Raw genomic sequence first — 18,832 nt, forward strand, 5'->3', positions numbered from 1 at the left:
GCCGCGGCCGCCGCCCGCGCCCGCGGCGTCTTCGTGACGATGAACGCCGACGAGGGCCCGCGCCTCGAGGTGATCAAGCGGCTCCTGCCGGCGGTGCTGACGCTGCTGCCGGAGTCGGTGCGGGTGCGGGTCACGGTCGAGACCCGCACCGACGGGCACCCCCGCGCGAGCATCAGCATCGTCGGCCCGCTCGCTCGGAGCGTCGCGAGCGCGGTCGCGCAGGCCGCCTACGACGCCTGTGCCGCCTGCACCTCCCGTGCCGCCGGCGGCCCCCGCGGCACGGCAACCGTCTGCGAGGTCACCGCCGACGACCTCACGGTGCTCATCACCCTCACCCCGAAGGCCGCGTGGCCCGCCGGGGCGCCGCGTCACAGCGGGTCGATGACGTAGAGGTGGTCGCCGGTGCTGACCTGGTCGTCGGCGACGGCGGAGGGCGCGCCGAACCGCTTGAAGTTCGTGACGATGACGGGGGTGGTGAGCGAGTAGCCGGCCGCTTCGATGGCGGCGGGGTCGAACCGCAGCAGCGGGGCGCCGGCCTCGACGGCGTCGCCCTTGGCGACCAGCGTCTCGAAGCCCTGCCCCTTGAGCATCACGGTGTCGATGCCGACGTGGATGAGCACCTCCGCCCCGGAGTCGGCGCGCACGGCCACCGCGTGCCCCGTGGGGAAGACGAGCATGACGGTGCCGCTCACCGGCGAGTGCACGGTCGTCGACGTCGGGCGGATCGCGATGCCCGGGCCGATCATCGCCTGCGCGAACACCGGGTCCTCCACCTCCGCCAGGGCGACGATCCGCCCGTCCAGCGGGGCGCGCACGAGGGTCTGGGCGACCTCGTCGGCCGGATCCGCGGCGGGAGCCGGCGCCTCGGCCGACTCGACCGAATCGGCTGACTCGACCGTCTCGGCGGGCGTCGGCTCGGTCGGCTGCGTCGGCTCGGCCGCAGGCCGCCCGAAGACCCGGCCGAACCCTCGCATGCTCGTCCGCAGGTGCTTCTTCACGTGACACTCCGTCCGGTCGCTGGTTCCGGGCCGAGACTCGCGCGGGGGTTCCGCACAGAACACGTGGCGGCCGCGTCCCTACACTCGGTTGACGGCACGATAGCCACACCCCGGGGAGTTTTCCGGGAAATGTCCCGCTGGGGAGGGGTTTCGCCGATGTCCTTGGTCTCCGAGATCGCCGCTGGCGTCGTCCTGCTCGACGGGGGCCTGGCCACCCGGCTGGAGGCCCGCGGCCACGACCTGTCCGACTCCCTGTGGTCGGCGCGGCTGCTGCTGGAGCAGCCGCAGGAGGTGCGGGCCGCGCACGCCGACTTCTTCGCCGCCGGCGCGCGGGTGGCGATCACCGCCTCCTATCAGCTCAGCGAGACGGGTCTGCGGGCCGCCGGCCGCGACGCCGGCGCGCTCGAACCGGCCCTGCGACGCAGCGTGACGCTGGCGCGCGAGGCGGCCCGAGAGACCGAATCCGACGATCCCCGACCGCGGTTCGTCGCCGCGAGCGTCGGGCCCTACGGCGCGGCGCTGGCCGACGGCTCGGAGTACCGCGGCGACTACGGCCTCACGGTCGCGCAGCTGCGCGCGTGGCATCGGCCGCGCCTGGAGATCCTCGCCGACGCCGGCGCCGACGTGCTCGCCCTGGAGACGGTGCCCTGCCTCGCGGAGGCCGAGGCGCTCGTCGCCGAGGTCGACCGCTTGGGTGTGCCGGCGTGGCTGTCGATGACCCCCGACGGGGCGCGCACCCGTCTCGGCGAGCCCCTGGGCGCGGCGTTCGCGATCGCCGCGTCGAGCAGGCACGTCGTCGCCGTCGGCGCCAACTGCTTCGACCCGGGCGGCGCCGCCACGGTGCTGACGGAGGCGGGCCGCGCCGCCCCGGGGCTGCCGCGGCTGCTGTATCCGAACAGCGGCGAGACCTGGGACGCCCGGGCGCGGCGCTGGACCGGCTCCCCGACGATCGGCGCGGCCGCCGCCGCGGCCTGGGTGGCGGGCGGTGCTCGGCTCGTCGGCGGCTGCTGCCGCGTCTCCCCCGAGCTCATCGCCGCGATGAAGAAGGGGCTGACCGAGGGGCGACCGAGCGGCTGACCGACGAGCCGGTCGACGAGCTCACCCGCGGGCCGAGCGCAACGTGATCGAAAGCGCTCGCCAACCCTCCCGCCCGGTTAGGCTGCGCGCACGAGTCCGGTAGTGGCGCCGAACTTTCCGGCCGTCTGTGGGGTGGCGGCGCGACGGGTCCGCCGGTCGGGGCGACGTGAGGTATCGAGGTGAGGATCGTGCGTCGAGCACTGCGTTGGATCGTGGCCGCCGCGACCGCGACCGTTGTCGTCACCGGCTCCGGGCTGGCGGGCGCGTCGACCGATCTGGGCGCCCCGGGCGGGCTCGGCAGCCACACCAGCGCCGAGCAGGAGCCGGTCACGCTGCGGGTGGCGACCGTCGACAACCCCGACACCGAGCGGCTGCGGGCACTCAGCGACGTCTTCACCCAGGCGAACCCCGACGTGCACATCGAGTGGACGACCGCCACCGAGAATTCGCTGCGGCAACGGGTCTCGACCGACGTCGCGACGGGGGCGGGCCGCTACGACGTCGTCTCCGTCGGCGCCTACGAGGTGCCGATCTGGGCGCAGCGCGGCTGGCTGCAGCCGCTGCACATGCCCGCGGACTACGCGATCGACGACATCCTGCCCTCGGTGCGGGCCGAGCTCTCCCACGACGGGCAGCTGTACGGCGGCCCCTTCTACGGCGAGTCGACGTTCACGATGTTCCGCACGGACCTGTTCGCGCAGGCCGGGCTGCAGATGCCCGCGCAACCGACGTGGGAGTGGCTGGGGCAGGCCGCGCAGCGCATCCGCGAGACCGGCACCGACGTCAACCCGATCTGCCTGCGCGGCCAGCCCGGGTGGGGCGAGAACGTCGCGCTCGTCACGGCCATGGCCAACTCGTTCGGGGCGCGGTGGTTCGACCTGCAGTGGCGCCCGCATTTCGACGGCCCGCAGTGGGCGCAGGCGCTGAACACCTACGTCGCCCTGCTGCGCGGCTACGGCCCGCCGAACGCCGCCGACCTCGGCTACCAGGACAACCTCGATCTGTTCCGCAAGGGGCGCTGCGCGATCTGGGTCGACTCCACCGCGGCGGCCTCCACTCTGGTCAACCCGAACGCCTCCGCGGTCTCCGCGCAGGTGGGGTTCGCACCGGCTCCGGGCACGGGCGGCCCGAAGCGCAGCAACTGGCTGTGGGCGTGGTCGCTCGGGATCTCGCGCAACTCGCGGCATCCGCAGGCGGCCCAACGCTTCGTCGCGTGGGCGACCTCCCCGCAGTACGCGCAGCTCGTCGCGACCGCCTACGGCTGGGCGTACGTGCCGCCCGGCACCCGCGCCTCGCTGTACCGCGACCCGCGCTATCTGGCGGCGGCCCCGTTCGCGCCGCTGGTGCTCGCTGAGATCCAGGCGGCCAACCCCGACGACCCGACCGCCGAGCAGGTGCCCTACCGCGGCATCCAGTACGTGGCGATCCCGCAGTTCCCCGGCATCGCGGGGGCCGTCGGGTCGCGCTTCGCCAAGGCCGTCGCCGGCGAGATCACCCCGCAGGAGGCCCTGGCGAACGCCCAGTGGGTCACCACGCAGGTCGTCGGGCGCGCGCAGTTCATCCAGCAGGACTAGGTCGAAGGGACAGTCGTGACGACCATCGAGCCGGGCGAACCGGACCTCACGAGGCGCATCGCCGCGATGGATCCCGAGCAGCTGCCGGTCGCCGACCACGAGCTGCACGGCTGGCGGCACTTCGCGGGTCTGTACGCGGCCGAACACGTCGCCGCCACCGAGTTCGTCATCGGCGCCACGTTCGTGGCGATGGGCGCGGGCGTGCGCGACGTGCTCGTCGGGCTGCTCATCGGCAACGCGCTGGCCGTCGCCTCGTACTGGCTCATCACGACCCCCATCGCCGTGCAGGCGCGGCTGAGCCTGTTCACCTACCTGCACAAGATCGCCGGCGACTCGATGGCGCGGATCTACAACGTCGCGACGATGCTTGTCTTCGGCACGATCGCCGCGGCGATGATCACCGTCTCCGCGACGGCCGTCCGGGTGCTGTTCGCGATCCCCGCACAGACCCAGGCCTACCCGACGAGCCTGGCGTTCGTCGGGGTGTGCATCGCGGTCGGCGCGATCGTCGTGCTCGTCGCCGCCTACGGCTTCGGCGTGCTCGCCGACTTCGCCACGACGTGCGCGCCGTGGCTCATGGTGATGTTCACGGTCGGCGGCATGGTGCTCATCCCCGCGCTCGCCGAGTCGCTCACCGGGTACACGACGCTGTCGGGCTTCTCCGACTTCGTCGACATCGCCGGCGCGAGCGTCTGGACGGGCGTCACCGCCGCCGGCCAGCCCGGAGTCGGTGTGCTCGAGGTCGCCGGATACGCCTGGGCCGCGAACACGTTCTCGCATTTCGGCCTCATCGACATGGCGTATCTGCGCTACGCGAAGAAGACGTCGTACGGCCTGGCGACGTCGACCGGCATGCTGTTCGGCCACTACGTCGCGTGGATCTCGGCCGGGCTCATGGGCGCGGCGACGGCGGCGATCACCGTGCAGAGCATCGCGGTGCTCGACCCCGGTGAGGTGGCCTATTACGCGCTGGGGGCCACCGGCTTCGTCATCGTCATCGTCGCCGGGTGGACGACGGCCAACGCCAACCTCTACCGGGCGGGGCTGGCGGCGCAGGCGGTGATGCCGCGCCTGTCGCGCTCCCGCGTGACGCTCGTGGTCGGCATCGTCGTCGTCATCGTCAGCTGCTTCCCGGTCGTCTTCCGCAACTACCTGCCGCTGGTCACGTGGTCGGGGCTGCTGCTCGTGCCGGTGGGCGGCATCGTCTTCGCCGAGCACCACGTGCTGCCGCGGCTGGGCATGACCCGGTTCTGGGCCAGCTACCAGGGGCCGCGGCACAACGTGCCGGCGCTGGGCACGTGGGCGCTGGCGATCGTGTTCGCGGTGGGGCTCAACCTGCTCGGCGTCATCCCGTACGTCTTCTTGTTCCTGCCGACGTGGGCGCTCGCGATCGTCGTCTACACGCTGTGGGCGCGGGCCCGCGGGGCGGGCCGCGACTACCGCGAACAGGAGGCCGCCGAGCGCGACTTCACCGACGCGGTGCGCGACTACCAGGCCGAGCAGGCCCGCGCCCGCGGGTACGTCGGGCAGCCCAGGGACCGCTCGGCGCTGACGATCGCGATCCGCACGATCTGGGTGCTCGCGCTGGTCATCCCCGCGATCCTCGGCTGGCGGGTGCTGTTCGACTCACCGGAGCTGTACACCTACTTCGTCAACCGCGAGCTGTTCTACGACGTGACGATCTGGTGCACCGTGGTCTACTTCGTCTTCGCCTGGTGGGACCTGCGCCGCGGCATCGCCCTGCGCCGCCGCCACGAGCGCACCCAGCGCCTCGAGCAGGCCGAGCGCCGCGTGTCGTACTGAGGTCTGCCGGTTTCACCGGGGGCCCTCGGGCTCCTCGGGCCCCCTCGGGCCGGGCCCGGCGACGGTCGAGACGAAAGTGGCATACATACTCGCTTCCCGGGCGGTCGAGCTCCGGCATCACCGCAGGTCAAGAGGGTGCCGGAAAAGCTCGGATCCGAGTGTGTAAGCCACTCTCGTCTTCGGGGCCGCTCAGGCGTGCGCCGGGCCGACGACGAGGAGCGCGACGGACAGGGAGACGAGGGAGAGCAGCGTGGTCGCGAAGGCCGCGGCCGAGACGAACTCCTCCTCGTGGTGGCGGGCCGCGAGCAGCGGCAGGATGCTCATCGTCGGCGCCGACGCGGAGATGACGGCCGCGGCGGCCAACACCGGCTCCAGCGGCGGCAGCCCCAGGCGCGGCACGAGGCCGGCGGCGCCGTACACGAGGACGGCCACCGCCAGCGGGTGCGCGACGAGCTTGCCGACGAGCAGCGGGGCCACCTGCAGCGCCCGCCCGCCCAGGCTCTGGCCGACGAGCAGGCCGCCGATGACGAACAGCGCGGGGGCGGTCGCCGAGCCGGCGACCATGCTCAGCGTGCGATCCAGCGGCTCGGGCAGCGGCAGCCCCGACGCGGAGTAGGCCACGCCGAGCACGATCGCGATGACGAGCGGCTGGCGCACCAGCCGGGCGGCGATCTGGCGCGACAGCGCGAGCCGGCCCTGACCGTCTCCGGCGGCGCGCTCCGCGAGCACCAGGCCCAGCGGGATGCTCAGCAGGTTCTCGACGAGCACGTTCATGCCGAGCACGTGTCCGGCCTGCGCGGGCATCACGGCCTGCACGACGGGGTAGCCGACATAGCCCGTGTTCGACACCGCCGACCCCTGCCCGATGTACGCCGCCCGCAGCCGTGCCCGCACGGGCGGCGCCGTGCGCTGGGTGAGCAGCGTGAGCCCGTACCCCACGGCCATCGCGACGAGCGACCCGAGCGCGTAGGAGAGCACGTACGTGGGCCGCACGACGTCGCCGAGCGGGTTGCGCGCGAGCACCCCGAACAGCAGCGCGGGCAGTGCGATGTTGATGACGTAACCGCCCACGACGGCCAGCCCGGAGGCCGGGAACACCCCGGTGCGCACGGCGAGGTAGCCGATCGCCACGGTGAGATAGATCGGCGCGACGACGCCGAGAACCTCGTCCACGGATGCGTCAGCGGGCCGCGAGGACCTTCTTCACCGCCGCGGCGACCCGGCCGCCGTCGGCGCGGCCGGCGACCTGGGCCTGCGCGGCCTTCATGACCTGACCCATCTGCTTCATGCCGGTCGCGCCCACCTCGTCGGCGGCGGCCGCCGCGATCGCGTCGAGCTCGGCGTCGTCGAGCTGCGCCGGCAGGTACGCCTCCAGGATCGCCAGCTCGGCGTTCTCCCGGTCGGCGAGCTCCGGCCGGCCGGCGTCGGCGTACGCGCTCGCCGACTCCTTGCGCTTCTTGGCCTCCTTGGCGAGCACCTTGAGCACCTCGTCGTCGCTCAGCTCGTGCGCCGCCGTGCCTGCCACCGAGGCGGTCTGGATGGCGGTCAGCGCCATCCGCAGCGTCGCCGAGCGCACCTGGTCGCGCTCGCGCATCGCGGTGTGCAGGTCGTGCTGGATCGTGTCCTTCAGGGTCATGAGCCCATCCTCTCGCGTCGCCCCGCGCGGCCTCCACGCGATATCGGCCGCCGCCCTCGGGCCAGCTCGGGCCCCTTCGACCCCCTCGGATCGCCTCGGTCCCCCGCGTGCCCCCGCGAAACCCCGCCCGAACCCCCTCGTGCCCCTTCGTGCCCCCTCGTGCCCCCGGCCGGCCGTTCACCCCCGAAGACGGTGGTAAATCCCGCCGCGCAGACGCGGCAGATTTACCACCCTGTTCGGGCTCCCGACACGCCGCCGGCGGGCACCTCCATCTTGCCTGCGCGACACTCACGTTTACCGAGTCTCGGCTCGGCACGAAAACGTCTGTCCGGGACCCGGTTCCACGCCCGCCACTAGCCGGTCGACCGGCGTTCACGAACGTTCGACCTGCAGTTTTACGAATCGATGAAAAGTTCTTCTCCACAACGTTATTCATCGTTGGCCGGGACGTGATCGACCGCGATCTACCCTGGAGTAGTGAGCCGCTGAGGGCGGCGCTCACCGGCGCCCGGAGTCGCCGGGCGCCATGGGACCAGCGTGCAGGGCGGGGTGAACCGGGGTGTCCAGGTTGAGCAGGTGGTGGCTGCGGAGGGCGAGCACGCCCTCGAGTCGTCACAAGAGACGGCGGGTCGTGTCCCGGCGTCGCCAGCGGGTGCGCGGCATCGCGATGTTCGTCACCCTGCCGGCCGCTCTCCTGGGCACGGCGACGATGGCCGGCGCCTACGGGGTCGCGGTGATGAGCCGGCCGACCACCGTGCAGTGCGCGCCGCAGGTCGTCGCCGCGCCGGGTCGCGGCTCGTTCGACGTGCGCGTCTTCAACGCCTCGGGCATCAACGGGGTCGCCGGCGACATGACCAAGCAGCTCACCAAGCGCGGCTTCACGATCAAGGAGACCTCGACGATCTCCGCGCTGGCCTCCTCCGGCCCCGCGACGATCCAGCACGGCTCCGCGGGCCTGGACCAGGCCCTCCTGCTCGCCCAGCAGGTGCCCGGCTCCAAACTGCGCAACGACGGCCGCCAGGGCACCGGGGTCGCGCTCATCATCGGCGACCACTTTTCCGGCCTCGTGGCCGTGCCGCCGCCGATCCCGCCGCGCCCGGAGAAGATCCAGGTCGACGTGTACAACACGACGTTCCGCTCCGGCCTGGCCGGTGACGCCGGGGAGCAGCTGTCGCAGCGCAAGTTCAACATCGGTCGCACCGGCAACGACCCGCAGCTGAGCTTCCTGCCCGACGACGTCGCGGTGATCCGCTACGGCGAGGACGGCTTCGACGCCGCCAAGGTGCTCGCCCAGCACGTGCCGGGCGCGCGCCTGGCCAAGGTCGACCGCACCGGCGCCAAGCTCGACCTCGTGCTCGGCAACCACTACCAGGCGCTGACCCCCGCCGAGCAGGTGCCACCGCCTCCGGTCGAGCCGCCCAAGCCCAAGGAGACCGTCGAGCGGCCCTGCTGAGGGGTGCCGAGCGCGCTCAGCGCTCCTCGGCGTACACCTCCCCGATCTGGCGGCGAGCTTCGTCCATGATCGCCATCGTCTGCACGGAGTCGGTCAGGGTGCGCAGCGGGGAGGCGGTCTCGCCGGCGGCGACCCGGCGCGCCAGCTCGGCGGCCTGGTAGTGCAGGCCGCCGGTGTGCGCGACCTTCGGCTCGGTGTACCGCAGCGTGGCCCCGGTGTGGTCGCTGACCGTGAAGTCGCCGGGGATGTAGAAGTCGGGGTCGAACGTGATCATCGCCTCCTCCCCGCAGATCGCCGCGGTCGTGGGGGTCGGGGAGACGACGCTGGAGTGCAGCAGCGCCTGGGCGTCGCCGGGGTGGGTGAGCATGATGGCGGTCTGGCCGGTGACGCCGGTAGGCGCCCACGTCGTGCGGGCGATGGCCTCGGTCGGTTCGCCGAGCACCCAGTGCGCGAACGACGCCGGATAGGTCATGAGATCGAGCATCGGCCCGCCCGCGAGGTCGGGGCGCAGGATGCGGTGATCACCCTCGAAGTACTGGCCGTGGTCGGCGAGCACGGTGCGCAGCGACCCGAGCACGCCGTCGGCGAGCAGCTGCCGCACGACGTCGAACTTCGGCAGGAACAGGGTCCACAGCGCCTCCATCGCCATGACGCCGGCGCGAGCCGCCTCCGCCTCGATCTCGCGCGCCTGGTCGGCGTTGAGCGCGATCGGCTTCTCGATGAGCACGTGCTTGCCGGCGCGGATCGCGCGCAGCGCGTCGGGGTGGTGGAAGTTGTGCGGCGTCGCGACGTAGACGACGTCGACGCCTTCGTCGGCGACCAGCGCGTCGTAGGAGCCGTGCGCGGTCGGCACCTCGAAGCGGTCGGCGAACGCGGCGGCCGACTCGGTCGAGCGCGAGCCCACGGCGGCGACCCGCTGGGTCGTGTGCTCCCGCAGCGCCTGGGTGAACTGGGAGGCGATCCAGCCGGTGCCGAGAATCCCCCAGCGCAGCGGCGGCGCCTGCGTCGGGTCGGGCGTGCGGGCAGCGGGCAGGGATGTCGGAAGAGCCATGCGCCCCATACTGGCCCGATCGCGCGGGCGAGAGTCCTCAAACCACGCGCCTCGGCACCAGCCGCGTCCGCGCCGGAGATTTGACCCGAATGCACCGCTTGGTACCCCGACCCGGGAGGAAGAGCTGAATCCGGGGGCCATCTAGGGGGTCGCTGCGGCGTCGGCGCGGTCAAAATACTGACCACCCCGGTCCCCCACACAGCGAGGCGAGACGAGCGAATGCAGATCCACCATGACCTCCCCCGCCGATTGCAGGTCTCGGCGCTGGCCGCGATGGCCAACCCGTCGTCGCAGCGGCTCGACAACTGGCATCTGCTCGACGACGCGACCCAACAGCTGGCCGCGGTGCACCGGGGCGGATTGGACTACACGAAGGAACGGGAGCGGGTGCGCCGGCTGCTGGAGCGGCTCGGCTCCTACGAGCGGTTCTGGCTCTACCCCGGACCCAAGGCCCTGGAGGAGCTCACCGGGCTGCTCAACACCATGGACACCGCGTGGCTGTCGCGCAAGACCTCCCTGTACGTGCGGCTGCTGGCCGAATACGGAGACCGTGCCGCCCTGTTCGACCCCGACCGCAACCTGGAGGACCAGGAGCTCGCCGCCCGGGCGGCCAACCAGCAGTTCTTCACGGTGTTGCTCGCCGACGACTCCCCGGTCACCGCGCCGGAGGGGCTCGCCGGGGCCCTGCGGGCGCTGCGCCGCCCCGACGATCCCGTGATCTACGAGATCCTCGTCGTCCCCAGCGTCGAGGACGCGATCACCGCGGCCGCCCTCAACGGGGAGATCCAGGCGGCGATCATCCGGCACGACCTGCCGCTGCGCTCGCGCGACCGGCTCCCGATCATGTCGTACCTGCTCGGTCCGTCGCCGACCGCCGTGGCCACCGATCGCACCTACGACTGGGTGGAGTGCGGGCAGTGGCTCTCGGAGCTGCGCCCCACCATCGACCTCTATCTGCTCACCGACGAGTCGTTCGTCGTCAGCCACGACGAGGTCGGCAACCGCTACGACCGCACGTTCTACCGGCTCAACGACGTCACCGACCTGCACAGCACCGTGTTGCACGGGATCCGCGAACGCTACACGGCGCCGTTCTTCGATGCGCTGCGCGAGTACGCCGCCTCCCCGATGGGGCAGTTCCACGCGTTGCCGGTGGCGCGCGGCGCGAGCATCTTCAACTCCCGCACCCTGCGCGACATGGGCACCTTCTACGGCCGCAACATCTTCATGGCCGAGACCTCGTCGACCTCCGGCGGGCTCGATTCGCTGCTCGCGCCCCACGGCACCCTGCGCCAGGCGATGGACAAGGCCGCCAAGACGTTCAACTCCGACTCCTCGTACTTCGTGACGAACGGCACGTCGACGGCCAACAAGATCGTCGTGCAGTCGCTGACGAATCCCGGCGCGATCGTGCTCATCGACCGCAACTGCCACAAGTCCCACCACTACGGGCTCGTGCTCGCCGGCGCCCAGCCGGTCTACCTCGACGCTTATCCGCTGGAGAAGTACGCCTTCTACGGCGCGGTGCCGCTGGTGCGCATCAAGGAGGCGCTGCTCACTCTGGAGGCCGAGGGCCGGCTCGACCAGGTGAAGATGCTGCTGCTGACGAACTGCACGTTCGACGGCGTCGTCTACAACCCGATGCGTGTCATGGAGGAGGTGCTGGCGATCAAGCCGGACATCTGCTTCCTGTGGGACGAGGCGTGGTTCGCGTACGCGGCCGCCGTGCCGTGGATGCGGCAGCGCACCGCGATGGTCACCGCCCAGCGCCTCGAGGAGAAGCTGAGCAGCGCGGAGTACGCCGAGCAGTACCGGCTCTGGAAGGAGTCGATGGAGGGCGTGCCGCGCAGCGAGTGGCTGAACCGGCGGCTGCTGCCCGACCCGCGGAACGCACGGGTGCGCGTGTACGCGACGCACTCGACGCACAAGTCGCTGTCGGCGCTGCGGCAGTCGTCGATGATCCACGTGCGCGACCAGGACTTCAACCGGCTCGTCGCCGAGCCCTTCGAGGAGGCCTTTCTCACGCACACCTCGACGTCGCCGAACCAGCAGCTGCTCGCTTCCCTCGACCTGGCTCGTCGGCAGGTCGACATCGAGGGCTTCGACATGGTGCGCCGGGCGTACATGATGGCCATGGCGTTCCGGCAGCGGGTGGCCACCGACCCGCTCATCAGCAAGTGGTTCAGCATCGTCACCGAGAGCGAACTCGTGCCGCCGGACTATCGGGAGTCGATGCGGCCGGGGCCGGGACGGCCGCCGACGCAGATGGGCCGCTGGAACCTCGCGCTGCAGCACGACGAGTTCGTGCTCGACCCGACTCGGGTGACGCTGTTCGTGGGCCGGACGGGCATGAGCGGGTACGACTTCCGCGAGAAGATCCTCATGCGCGAGTTCGGCATCCAGATCAACAAGACGTCGATCAACTCCGTGCTGCTCATCTTCACGATCGGCGTGACGTGGAGCAGCGTGCACTTCCTGCTCGACGCGCTGCGCCGGGCCTGCGAGCAGTTCGAGCACGAGCGGCAGGCGGCGAGCCGGGCCGAGCACGCGCTCATCGACGCCCGGGTGCAGCGGCTCACCGGTGACCTGCCGGCGCTGCCCGATTTCAGCAGCTTCGACCCCGCCTTCCAGGTGGGGCACAACAGCCACGACGGCGACATCCGCAAGGCCTTCTACGCGGGCAACGTCGAGGCCGACCGCGAGTACGTGCCGCTCAGCGAGGCCGCGGCGGGTCCGCGCGACGGGAGGCGGTTGGTCTCCACGACCTTCGTCGTGCCCTACCCGCCCGGGTTCCCGGTGCTCGTGCCCGGCCAGGCGATCTCGCCCGAGATCGTCGACTTTCTCCTCGGCGTCGACGTGCACGAGATCCACGGCTATCAGCCGAACCTCGGTCTGTCGGTCTTCACCGAGGAGTCGCTGGTCCGGCGCGAAGCCAACCCCTCGATGCGCTGACCCCACCCCACCACTGGCCGAAGGCTGCCCTCTCAGTCGGGGGCTAGGGTTGCGGCACGAGCCCTCGACCGAAAAAGCAGCCTTCGGCCGTGTGGTTTCGCGGTTAGACGGACTCGCGCTCGGCCTCGCGTTCGGCGGCGGCGGCCTGTTTCATGCGGCGGCCGAAGATCAGCAGGCCGGAGGCGACCGCGACGACGAACACGACGGCCATCGCGATGAACAGCGGCCACGGGCCGGTCGCGTAGATGATCGGGATCGCCGCGGCGGTGACCAGACCGCCTCCGAAGAAGGGCTCGAAGACGAGCTGCTTGTAGCCGAACGCCTCGAACGCCGGCGACTTGGCCTCCGGGTCGGTGATGCGCATGAGGATGAGGCCGGTGGCGGTGACGCCCATCGACTGGCCGAAGTCGCCGATGCCGCGCTCGAACCAGTAGCGCGGGATGATCCGCGGCGCGAGCCACCAGAACATCGCGCAGTTGAACAAGATTCCGGCGATGGCCAGGATGATGAACGGACCGATGTTCTCGCCGATCGCCTGCAGCGACAGGGTGGCCAGCGCGCTGACGATGAGCGCGTCGAGCGCCAGCCCCTGGATCCGCAGCATGATCTGGTGGTCGATAAGGTAGTCGACACCCAGCTTGACCGCGATGATCTGCAGGATGACGCCGCCGAGCAACGCGAGCGGGAACAGCGGCACGTGCTCGAACAGCTCGAACGTCTGCGCGTACGTCTGCTGCTCGATCCACTTCAGCGACTCCAGGATGCACCAGCCGATGAGGATCGCCACGCAGACGATCGCGGCGTGCAGGCTCAGCGGCTCGATCGAGGAGGGGCGGCTGGTCATCTGGCCGGCCGGGTAGTTCTCGTCGTGGCGGAACAGGCCGCGCTGCTCCTCCAGAGACATCGTGGCGTCGCCGGAGATGAATTCCGTGTGGCCGCGCCGGGCCCCGATGTTGATGAAGATGATGCCGAGGATCACGCCGGAGACGATGCCGACGGTGGCCAGTCCGAGCGCGAGGTCGGCGCCGGTCTCGAAGCCGAGGCTCTCCATCGAGCCGCGCATGCCGGCCGCGGTGCCGTGGCCGCCCTCGAAGCCGATCTCGATGAGCGCGCCCGCCATCGGGGTCATCGAGAACACCGGCACGAGCACGAGGATCGCCAGCAGCAGCCCGACGACGTACTGACCGGAACCGAACGCGACACCGAGCGAGAGCTGCGGCCCGACGAGCGTGGCCGCGCGTTTGGGAGTCGGGATCTCGTGACCGAGGAACAGGGTCGCGAAGACGACCGTGATGAGCAGCCCCGGCAGGGCCGACCACGTGTCGAGCATCGCCTCGGTGAACAGCCCCGCCTCTGCGAACCCGTCGAAGCCGGCCCGGGCGGCCAGCGCCCCGAAGACCTGCGGGCCGAGCATCAGCAGGATGAACCCGGCGACGATCGAACTGGGCAGGAACAGCCGTTGCACCCAGCGCGTCTTGACGCGGATGTACTTACCGAGCAGCAGGAACAGGCCCAGGATCAGCAGGGCGAAACCGACCGCGTCCGGACTCATGGGGATCTCCCTTCGAACGAGTTCCCCTCACACTCCCAGCGGTCGCGTGCGGCGGGCATTCCGTCCGCACACCCAAACCGGGCGAACCGACACCCACCTGGGGGTGGATGCCTCAACCCGAAGGCCCGTGGCGGGCGGCGCGGCCGCTACCCCTGGTCGGCGGCCACCTGCGCGACGGTGCCGCCGGTGAGCGCGACGAGTTCGTCGAAGGTGAGGCGGCACATCGCGGGCTTGATCCCGGCTCCGGCCCACAGCTCGCCGTAGCCAGCGAGGTCGGCGTCGACGACGGTGCGCAGCGGGGCGGGGTGGCCGACGGGCGCGCAGCCACCGACGACCTGCCCGGTGGCGGCCTGCACGGTCGCGGCGTCGGCGCGCCGCAGCCGGTCGACGCCGAACAGCGCGCCGGCGCGGGCCACGTCGACCCGGTGCGCGCCGCTGGCCAGCACGAGCACCGGCTCCCCGTCGGCGGTGAACACGAGGCTGTTGGCAATCGCCCCGACCTCGCAGCCGAGCTTGTCCGCGGCGGCGACCGCGGTCGGCACCTCGTCGTCGAAGACGACGATCCGGTCGGTCAGCCCCGCCGACTCCAAGACCTCTCGCACCCGCCCCAGCGCCGCATCGCCAGTGTCGCCGGTGTCGTGCGTGTCGTGCGTGTCGTGCCCACCCATGCGTTCCGCCTCCGCGTCGTCGGTCGTACCGCGGGCAGACTAGCCGCCGTGCGAGAAGTGCACCTCGTCGCCGCTGCTCACCCGAGCGGAGCCGGTCGCGGCGTCGAGCTCGACGAGCACCCGGCCGGGGCCGTCGGGGTCGCTGACCGTGTAGGCGATCTGCTCGTTGCTCAGCTCGCCCACCTCGATGCGGCCGCGGTGCAGCCACGGCTGGCGCCGGCGCAGGCCGATGAGGTGGCGGTGCACGTGCAGCATCCAGGGGGCGGTACCGCCTCCGTCGGGCAGGTCGGCCGGGGTGGCGGGGTATTCGGGGCGGATCTCGTCGTCGCCGCCGATGCGTTCCTCCTTGATGCCGGTGAGCCCGCGCTCGTCGCCGTAGTAGACGCACGGGATGCCCGGCAGGGTCAGCAGCACGGTCGTGGCCAGCACCGCCGCCTGCGGACCGACCCGGGAGACGATGCGGGTCACATCGTGGTTGCCGATGAACGTCGTCGGCTCGAAGTGCGCGCAGAACTCGCCGTGCCGCTTCAGGGCGTGGGCCAGCTCGAAGAAGTTCGCGTCGTTCAGGCTCGACCAGATCGCCTTCCACAGCTCGTACTGGGTGAGGGAGTCCCAGCCGCACTGGCGCACGAGGTCGACGTAGTCGCCGTGGATGACCTCGCCGAAGACGAACGCCTCCGGGTGGCGTTCGCGCACCCGCGCCATGACCGGCGCCCAGAACTGCGGCGGCACGGCGTAGGCGGCGTCGAGACGCCACCCGTCGGCGCCCCGGTCGAGCCAGTACGTCATCGCGTCGGCGACGAACTCGGCGGTCTGCGGGCTGTCGTGGTTGAGCGAGACGAGGTCGCCGTGACCCTCGAAGACGTGTGGAGCCGGGCCGTCCGGCGCGTCGAAGTCGATGCGGAACAGGCGGGCGGCGTCGCTGTCGGGCCCCTGCTCGAGGGCCGCCCGGTAGGCGGGGTGCGCGGAGCCGACGTGATTGAAGACGCCGTCGAGGACCAGCCTGATGCCGCGGTCGTGGCACTCGCGCACGAGGATGTCGAAGTCCTCGTCGTCGCCGAGCCGCGGGTCGATGCGGCGGTGGTCGGTGGTGTCGTAGCCATGGCTGGTCGAGGCGAAGATCGGCCCGAGCAGCAGCACGTTCGCGCCGAGCTCGATGACGTAGTCGAGCCACGGCACGAGGTCACGCAACCGCCGATGCGGAGTCGGGTCGGCCGGCACGTCGCGCACGGGCGCCCCGAGGAACCCCAGCGGGTAGACGTGCCAGCAGATCGCATGCTCGGTCCAGGTCATCCCCCCATGGTCCCCTACCCGTCCGCGTCCCGACACCCACCCCAACCGACGCGTCGCCTTCGCTCGACGTCTCGACAGCTGCTCAACGTCGCACGCCGTCCCTCACCGCCACCCCGCTCGAAACTGCACGCGCCTCCGGACGTCACGACCCTCAAAACTGCGTGTCGTGGTGAAGACTGCGACATGAACCGCAGTCGCGACCACGACACGCAGTTCTCAGCGAGGGGTCGGCGGGGTTCGGCGGACGCTGTGGGGTCAGCTCAGCAGGGTGGCGGGGTCGTCGGGCACGTCGACGGCGTAGGGCCGCAGCACGTCGAGGGAGACGACCTCGAGGGCCTGGGCGTTGGTCGCCGCGAGCACGACGGGCGCCGCGCGCCCCTCCTGATGCGCCTGCAGCCAGCGGACCGCGACGACGCACCAGCGGTCCCCCGGCTGCAGTCCCGGGAAGCCCCACTGCGGCCGCGGGGTCAGCAGATCGTTGCCGACCCGGTATTGGTGCTCGAGAAACTCGGCCGTCGCCACCACGCAGATCGTGTGGCTGCCGATGTCGTCCGGGCCCCACGTGCAGGAGCCGTCGCGGTAGAAACCGGTGACCGGTTCGGTGCCGCATTGCTCCAGCGGCCCGCCGAGCACGTTGCGCTGCGCCGTCATACGCCCCAACGTAGCGGCGGCGGCCGCTCCCGGCTGGGCGTCGGCGAGACCCCCGAAGAGCGTGGTAAATCTGCCGCGTCTGCCCGGGCGAATCTCCCACTATCTTTCGGGGTCCCGACCCCGAAGCCGCTGACCCCGGCGAGACCCCGCCGCAGACCCCTGCGAGACCCCGGCGGTGCGCGGCTCAGCGGGCTTCGACGAGCGCGGCGAGGCGATCGATCGAGGCGGCGAGCGTCTCGGGCGTGTTGCGCCGGGCGCGCTCGAGGCGGGTCTCGTCGGTCAGCTGCGACCAGTCGTAGGTGTGCCGCACCAGCGTGCGCTCACCCTCGAGCGGCTCCAGCTCCCAACGCCACAGGTGCCCGGGCTGAGGGCGTCCGACTTCGCTGGGGCGCCAGGCGATTCGGCGGCCCTCCGCGAACTCCTCCACGTGGTTCTCGCGCACGGCGCCGGTGGTCAGCGTCATCGTGAAGACGTCGCCGACGGCCCGCACCCGCTGCCCGGAGTCGGCCGTCGCGAGGTTGTCGTTGCCGTCCCACTCCGGTTGCCGGGCGGGGTCGGCGATGAGGTCGAAGATCGCGGCCGCGGGCGCGTCGACGACGCGTTCGGCGCTGACCACTCGCGGCGCGGAGCCGCTCGAGGCTGATTCATCGGTCATGACGGCATCCTCACACGGCCCGCCGACACCGCCGCGCCGGAATTCAGCGCAGCGGCTGGGTGACCCACGACATCCGGGCGCCGTCACCGGTGATCGTGACCGTCAGCGCGTGCGGCGACTCGACGTAGACGACGCGCACGCGGATCCCGTCGGCGCCCGCCTCCCCGGCCACCGCGACCGCCGGCGGGAACGACCACGGCGAGGGCAGCTCTCCGCGCAGCCAGGCACCCACGCCGACCGGGGTCTCGTGGTCGGCGCCGTCCGCGCGCCAGGTCATGACGAACCCGCCGTCGCGCCGCGAGATCCGCACCGACTCCACCCGCCCGAGCAGGGGCGCGGACTCGACGACACGGTGGTCCACGTCGAGCAGCCCGACCACCGATTCCGGGCGCCGCACGAGCCGCGGCGGCGGTTCGAGCCGCAGCGCCGCCAGTTCCCGTTCCAAGGCCTCGTCGGCCTGCGCCGTGCCTCCTCCGGATTCCAGCGCCGGCAGCAGGTGTTCCCACACGAGGTCGAGTTCGCGCTGCATGAGTTCGGTCTGCGCGGTCACCGCGACGACCGCCTCCTGCTCGGGCAGCACGAGGCACAGCTGCCCGAACGCACCGTCGCCGCGGTACCCGTGCCGGCTGCGCCACACCTGGAAGCCGTACCCGCGCTGCCAGTCGGGCTCGGTGTGTCGACCGACGTTGTCGACCTGGGTGGAGCGGGCCGCCTCGAGGTAATCGCGTGGCACGAGTTGCTCCTCGCCCCACCGGCCCTCGCGGCGCCACAGTTCCCCGAGGGCGGCGATCGCCGCGGTGGTCACCTGCGCGCCGCTGAAGCCCTGCTCGAGCCCGGCGCCGGTCGGTCCGGTGAGGCCGGGCATCGGGGTCCACGCGATCCGGTCGATGCCGAGCGGCTCCAGGAGCCGGGGTCGCAGCCAGTCGAGCAGACGCTCGCCGGTGACGCGGGCCAGGATCGCCGCCAGCGTCAACGTGCACCCCTGGTTGTAGGTGAACACCTCGCCGGGGGCATGCTCGGCGGGCAGCGTGAGAAATGTGGCCAGCGGGTCGTGCCCGGCGACGACCGCGGCCATCATCGCCTCGAGCCCGTCGCTCTCGTGACCGCTCGACATCGCGAGCAGGTCGCGCACCCGGGCCCGGTGCACCCACGGCGCGGCCCGAGCCGGCGCCTGATCACCCAACGCCTCGGAGACGGTGGCGTCGAGGTCGACCAGCCCCTCCCCGACGGCGATGCCCACCGCGGTCGACGTGAGCATCTTCGACAGCGAGTAGACGAGCGCGGTGCCGTCGGGGGTGTAGGGCTCCCACCAGCCCTGCGCGACGACGGCGCCGCCGCGCACGATCATGAGGCTGTGCAGTTCGAGGCCGGAGTCGGTTGCGGCGCGGACGAAGTCGCGCACGCCCTGCGCATCGACCCCGGCGGCGCTCGGCGTGGAACGTGGCAGCATGCCTTCGATCATCGCCGAT

At 71.7% G+C, this 18,832-nt stretch carries 16 protein-coding genes; 6 read left to right on the plus strand and 10 right to left on the minus strand.

The genetic code is table 11. The features are described from left to right. Positions 1-390 (plus strand): hypothetical protein (locus tag PINTE_RS23080; protein ID WP_169798445.1); only part of this gene is annotated, 390 nt, incomplete at its 5' end. Here PINTE_RS23080 and PINTE_RS03525 read toward each other — a convergent pair. Beyond that, complete coding sequence (locus tag PINTE_RS03525) at positions 369-998, minus strand: PTS sugar transporter subunit IIA (protein WP_068426319.1); 630 nt, start codon at positions 996-998, stop codon at positions 369-371. The genes PINTE_RS23080 and PINTE_RS03525 overlap by 22 nt on opposite strands. Positions 999-1,154: 156 nt before the next feature. Here PINTE_RS03525 and mmuM point away from each other — a divergent pair, with 156 nt between their 5' ends. The 3 genes from mmuM (at position 1,155) to PINTE_RS03540 (ending at position 5,452) form a co-directional block, all read left to right on the plus strand. After that, the gene (gene mmuM, locus PINTE_RS03530; RefSeq protein ID WP_157087057.1) at positions 1,155-2,075 is read left to right on the plus strand and encodes a homocysteine S-methyltransferase; all 921 of its coding nucleotides are present in this window, start codon (positions 1,155-1,157) and stop codon (positions 2,073-2,075) included. Between the two features lie 188 nt (positions 2,076-2,263). Further along, complete coding sequence (locus PINTE_RS03535; RefSeq protein WP_245642777.1) at positions 2,264-3,649, plus strand: ABC transporter substrate-binding protein; 1,386 nt, start codon at positions 2,264-2,266, stop codon at positions 3,647-3,649. Positions 3,650-3,664: 15 nt separating this feature from the next. After that, positions 3,665-5,452, plus strand: coding sequence for a purine-cytosine permease family protein (locus PINTE_RS03540; RefSeq protein WP_217996484.1), 1,788 nt, complete (start codon positions 3,665-3,667; stop codon positions 5,450-5,452). Positions 5,453-5,641: 189 nt separating this feature from the next. On the opposite strand, the gene PINTE_RS03545 is transcribed toward PINTE_RS03540, so the two are convergent. Together PINTE_RS03545 and PINTE_RS03550 are read right to left on the minus strand one after the other, a co-directional pair. Continuing rightward, entirely contained in the window at positions 5,642-6,625 is a 984-nt protein-coding gene (locus tag PINTE_RS03545; RefSeq protein ID WP_068426326.1) for an AEC family transporter, read from the minus strand. A 7-nt stretch (positions 6,626-6,632) separates the two neighbouring features. Continuing rightward, the gene (locus PINTE_RS03550; RefSeq protein WP_068426330.1) at positions 6,633-7,088 is read right to left on the minus strand and encodes a GatB/YqeY domain-containing protein; all 456 of its coding nucleotides are present in this window, start codon (positions 7,086-7,088) and stop codon (positions 6,633-6,635) included. A 631-nt stretch (positions 7,089-7,719) separates the two neighbouring features. Between PINTE_RS03550 and PINTE_RS03555 the strand changes: the two genes are divergently transcribed. After that, a complete protein-coding gene (locus PINTE_RS03555; protein WP_157087058.1) occupies positions 7,720-8,541 on the plus strand; it encodes a LytR C-terminal domain-containing protein in 822 nt (273 codons plus the stop codon). Between the two features lie 16 nt (positions 8,542-8,557). Here PINTE_RS03555 and PINTE_RS03560 read toward each other — a convergent pair whose 3' ends face one another. Beyond that, on the minus strand, positions 8,558-9,592 hold the full coding sequence (locus PINTE_RS03560) for a Gfo/Idh/MocA family protein (RefSeq protein ID WP_068426507.1): 1,035 nt from the start codon (positions 9,590-9,592) through the stop codon (positions 8,558-8,560). Positions 9,593-9,811: 219 nt separating this feature from the next. Here PINTE_RS03560 and PINTE_RS03565 point away from each other — a divergent pair, with 219 nt between their 5' ends. After that, the gene (locus tag PINTE_RS03565; RefSeq protein WP_068426337.1) at positions 9,812-12,544 is read left to right on the plus strand and encodes an aminotransferase class I/II-fold pyridoxal phosphate-dependent enzyme; all 2,733 of its coding nucleotides are present in this window, start codon (positions 9,812-9,814) and stop codon (positions 12,542-12,544) included. Between the two features lie 103 nt (positions 12,545-12,647). On the opposite strand, the gene PINTE_RS03570 is transcribed toward PINTE_RS03565, so the two are convergent. From PINTE_RS03570 to PINTE_RS03595, 6 genes are all read right to left on the minus strand, one after another. Continuing rightward, complete coding sequence (locus PINTE_RS03570; RefSeq protein ID WP_068426339.1) at positions 12,648-14,096, minus strand: sodium/glutamate symporter; 1,449 nt, start codon at positions 14,094-14,096, stop codon at positions 12,648-12,650. A 146-nt stretch (positions 14,097-14,242) separates the two neighbouring features. Then, positions 14,243-14,764 (minus strand): YbaK/EbsC family protein, encoded by a 522-nt coding sequence (locus PINTE_RS03575; protein ID WP_084343185.1) that lies wholly within the window; start codon positions 14,762-14,764, stop codon positions 14,243-14,245. Positions 14,765-14,803: 39 nt separating this feature from the next. Beyond that, positions 14,804-16,057: an alpha-amylase family protein gene (locus PINTE_RS03580; protein ID WP_068426346.1), complete on the minus strand. Its 1,254-nt coding sequence runs from the start codon at positions 16,055-16,057 to the stop codon at positions 14,804-14,806. 255 nt (positions 16,058-16,312) lie between these two features. Next, positions 16,313-16,708, minus strand: coding sequence for a DUF2237 family protein (locus PINTE_RS03585; RefSeq protein ID WP_068426349.1), 396 nt, complete (start codon positions 16,706-16,708; stop codon positions 16,313-16,315). A gap of 184 nt (positions 16,709-16,892) precedes the next feature. Continuing rightward, positions 16,893-17,363: an SRPBCC family protein gene (locus tag PINTE_RS03590; RefSeq protein ID WP_068426359.1), complete on the minus strand. Its 471-nt coding sequence runs from the start codon at positions 17,361-17,363 to the stop codon at positions 16,893-16,895. A 43-nt stretch (positions 17,364-17,406) separates the two neighbouring features. After that, the gene (locus tag PINTE_RS03595; RefSeq protein ID WP_169798446.1) at positions 17,407-18,813 is read right to left on the minus strand and encodes a serine hydrolase domain-containing protein; all 1,407 of its coding nucleotides are present in this window, start codon (positions 18,811-18,813) and stop codon (positions 17,407-17,409) included. Positions 18,814-18,832 lie beyond the last annotated feature (19 nt).

It is taken from the genome of Piscicoccus intestinalis NBRC 104926 (assembly GCF_001515525.1).
GTDB classification, from domain to species: Bacteria; Actinomycetota; Actinomycetes; order Actinomycetales; family Dermatophilaceae; genus Kineosphaera; species Kineosphaera intestinalis.

What these genes read in the sequence shown, in the direction of transcription:
- mmuM (WP_157087057.1), top strand. Translation starts at nt 1,155, where the DNA reads ATGTCCTTGGTCTCCGAGATCGCCGCTGGCGTCGTCCTGCTCGACGGG.
- PINTE_RS03550 (WP_068426330.1), bottom strand. Translation starts at nt 7,088, where the DNA reads ATGACCCTGAAGGACACGATCCAGCACGACCTGCACACCGCGATGCGC.
- PINTE_RS03560 (WP_068426507.1), bottom strand. Translation starts at nt 9,592, where the DNA reads ATGGCTCTTCCGACATCCCTGCCCGCTGCCCGCACGCCCGACCCGACG.
- PINTE_RS03565 (WP_068426337.1), top strand. Translation starts at nt 9,812, where the DNA reads ATGCAGATCCACCATGACCTCCCCCGCCGATTGCAGGTCTCGGCGCTG.
- PINTE_RS03570 (WP_068426339.1), bottom strand. Translation starts at nt 14,096, where the DNA reads ATGAGTCCGGACGCGGTCGGTTTCGCCCTGCTGATCCTGGGCCTGTTC.
- PINTE_RS03575 (WP_084343185.1), bottom strand. Translation starts at nt 14,764, where the DNA reads ATGGGTGGGCACGACACGCACGACACGCACGACACCGGCGACACTGGC.
- PINTE_RS03580 (WP_068426346.1), bottom strand. Translation starts at nt 16,057, where the DNA reads ATGACCTGGACCGAGCATGCGATCTGCTGGCACGTCTACCCGCTGGGG.
- PINTE_RS03585 (WP_068426349.1), bottom strand. Translation starts at nt 16,708, where the DNA reads ATGACGGCGCAGCGCAACGTGCTCGGCGGGCCGCTGGAGCAATGCGGC.
- PINTE_RS03590 (WP_068426359.1), bottom strand. Translation starts at nt 17,363, where the DNA reads ATGACCGATGAATCAGCCTCGAGCGGCTCCGCGCCGCGAGTGGTCAGC.
- PINTE_RS03595 (WP_169798446.1), bottom strand. Translation starts at nt 18,813, where the DNA reads ATGCTGCCACGTTCCACGCCGAGCGCCGCCGGGGTCGATGCGCAGGGC.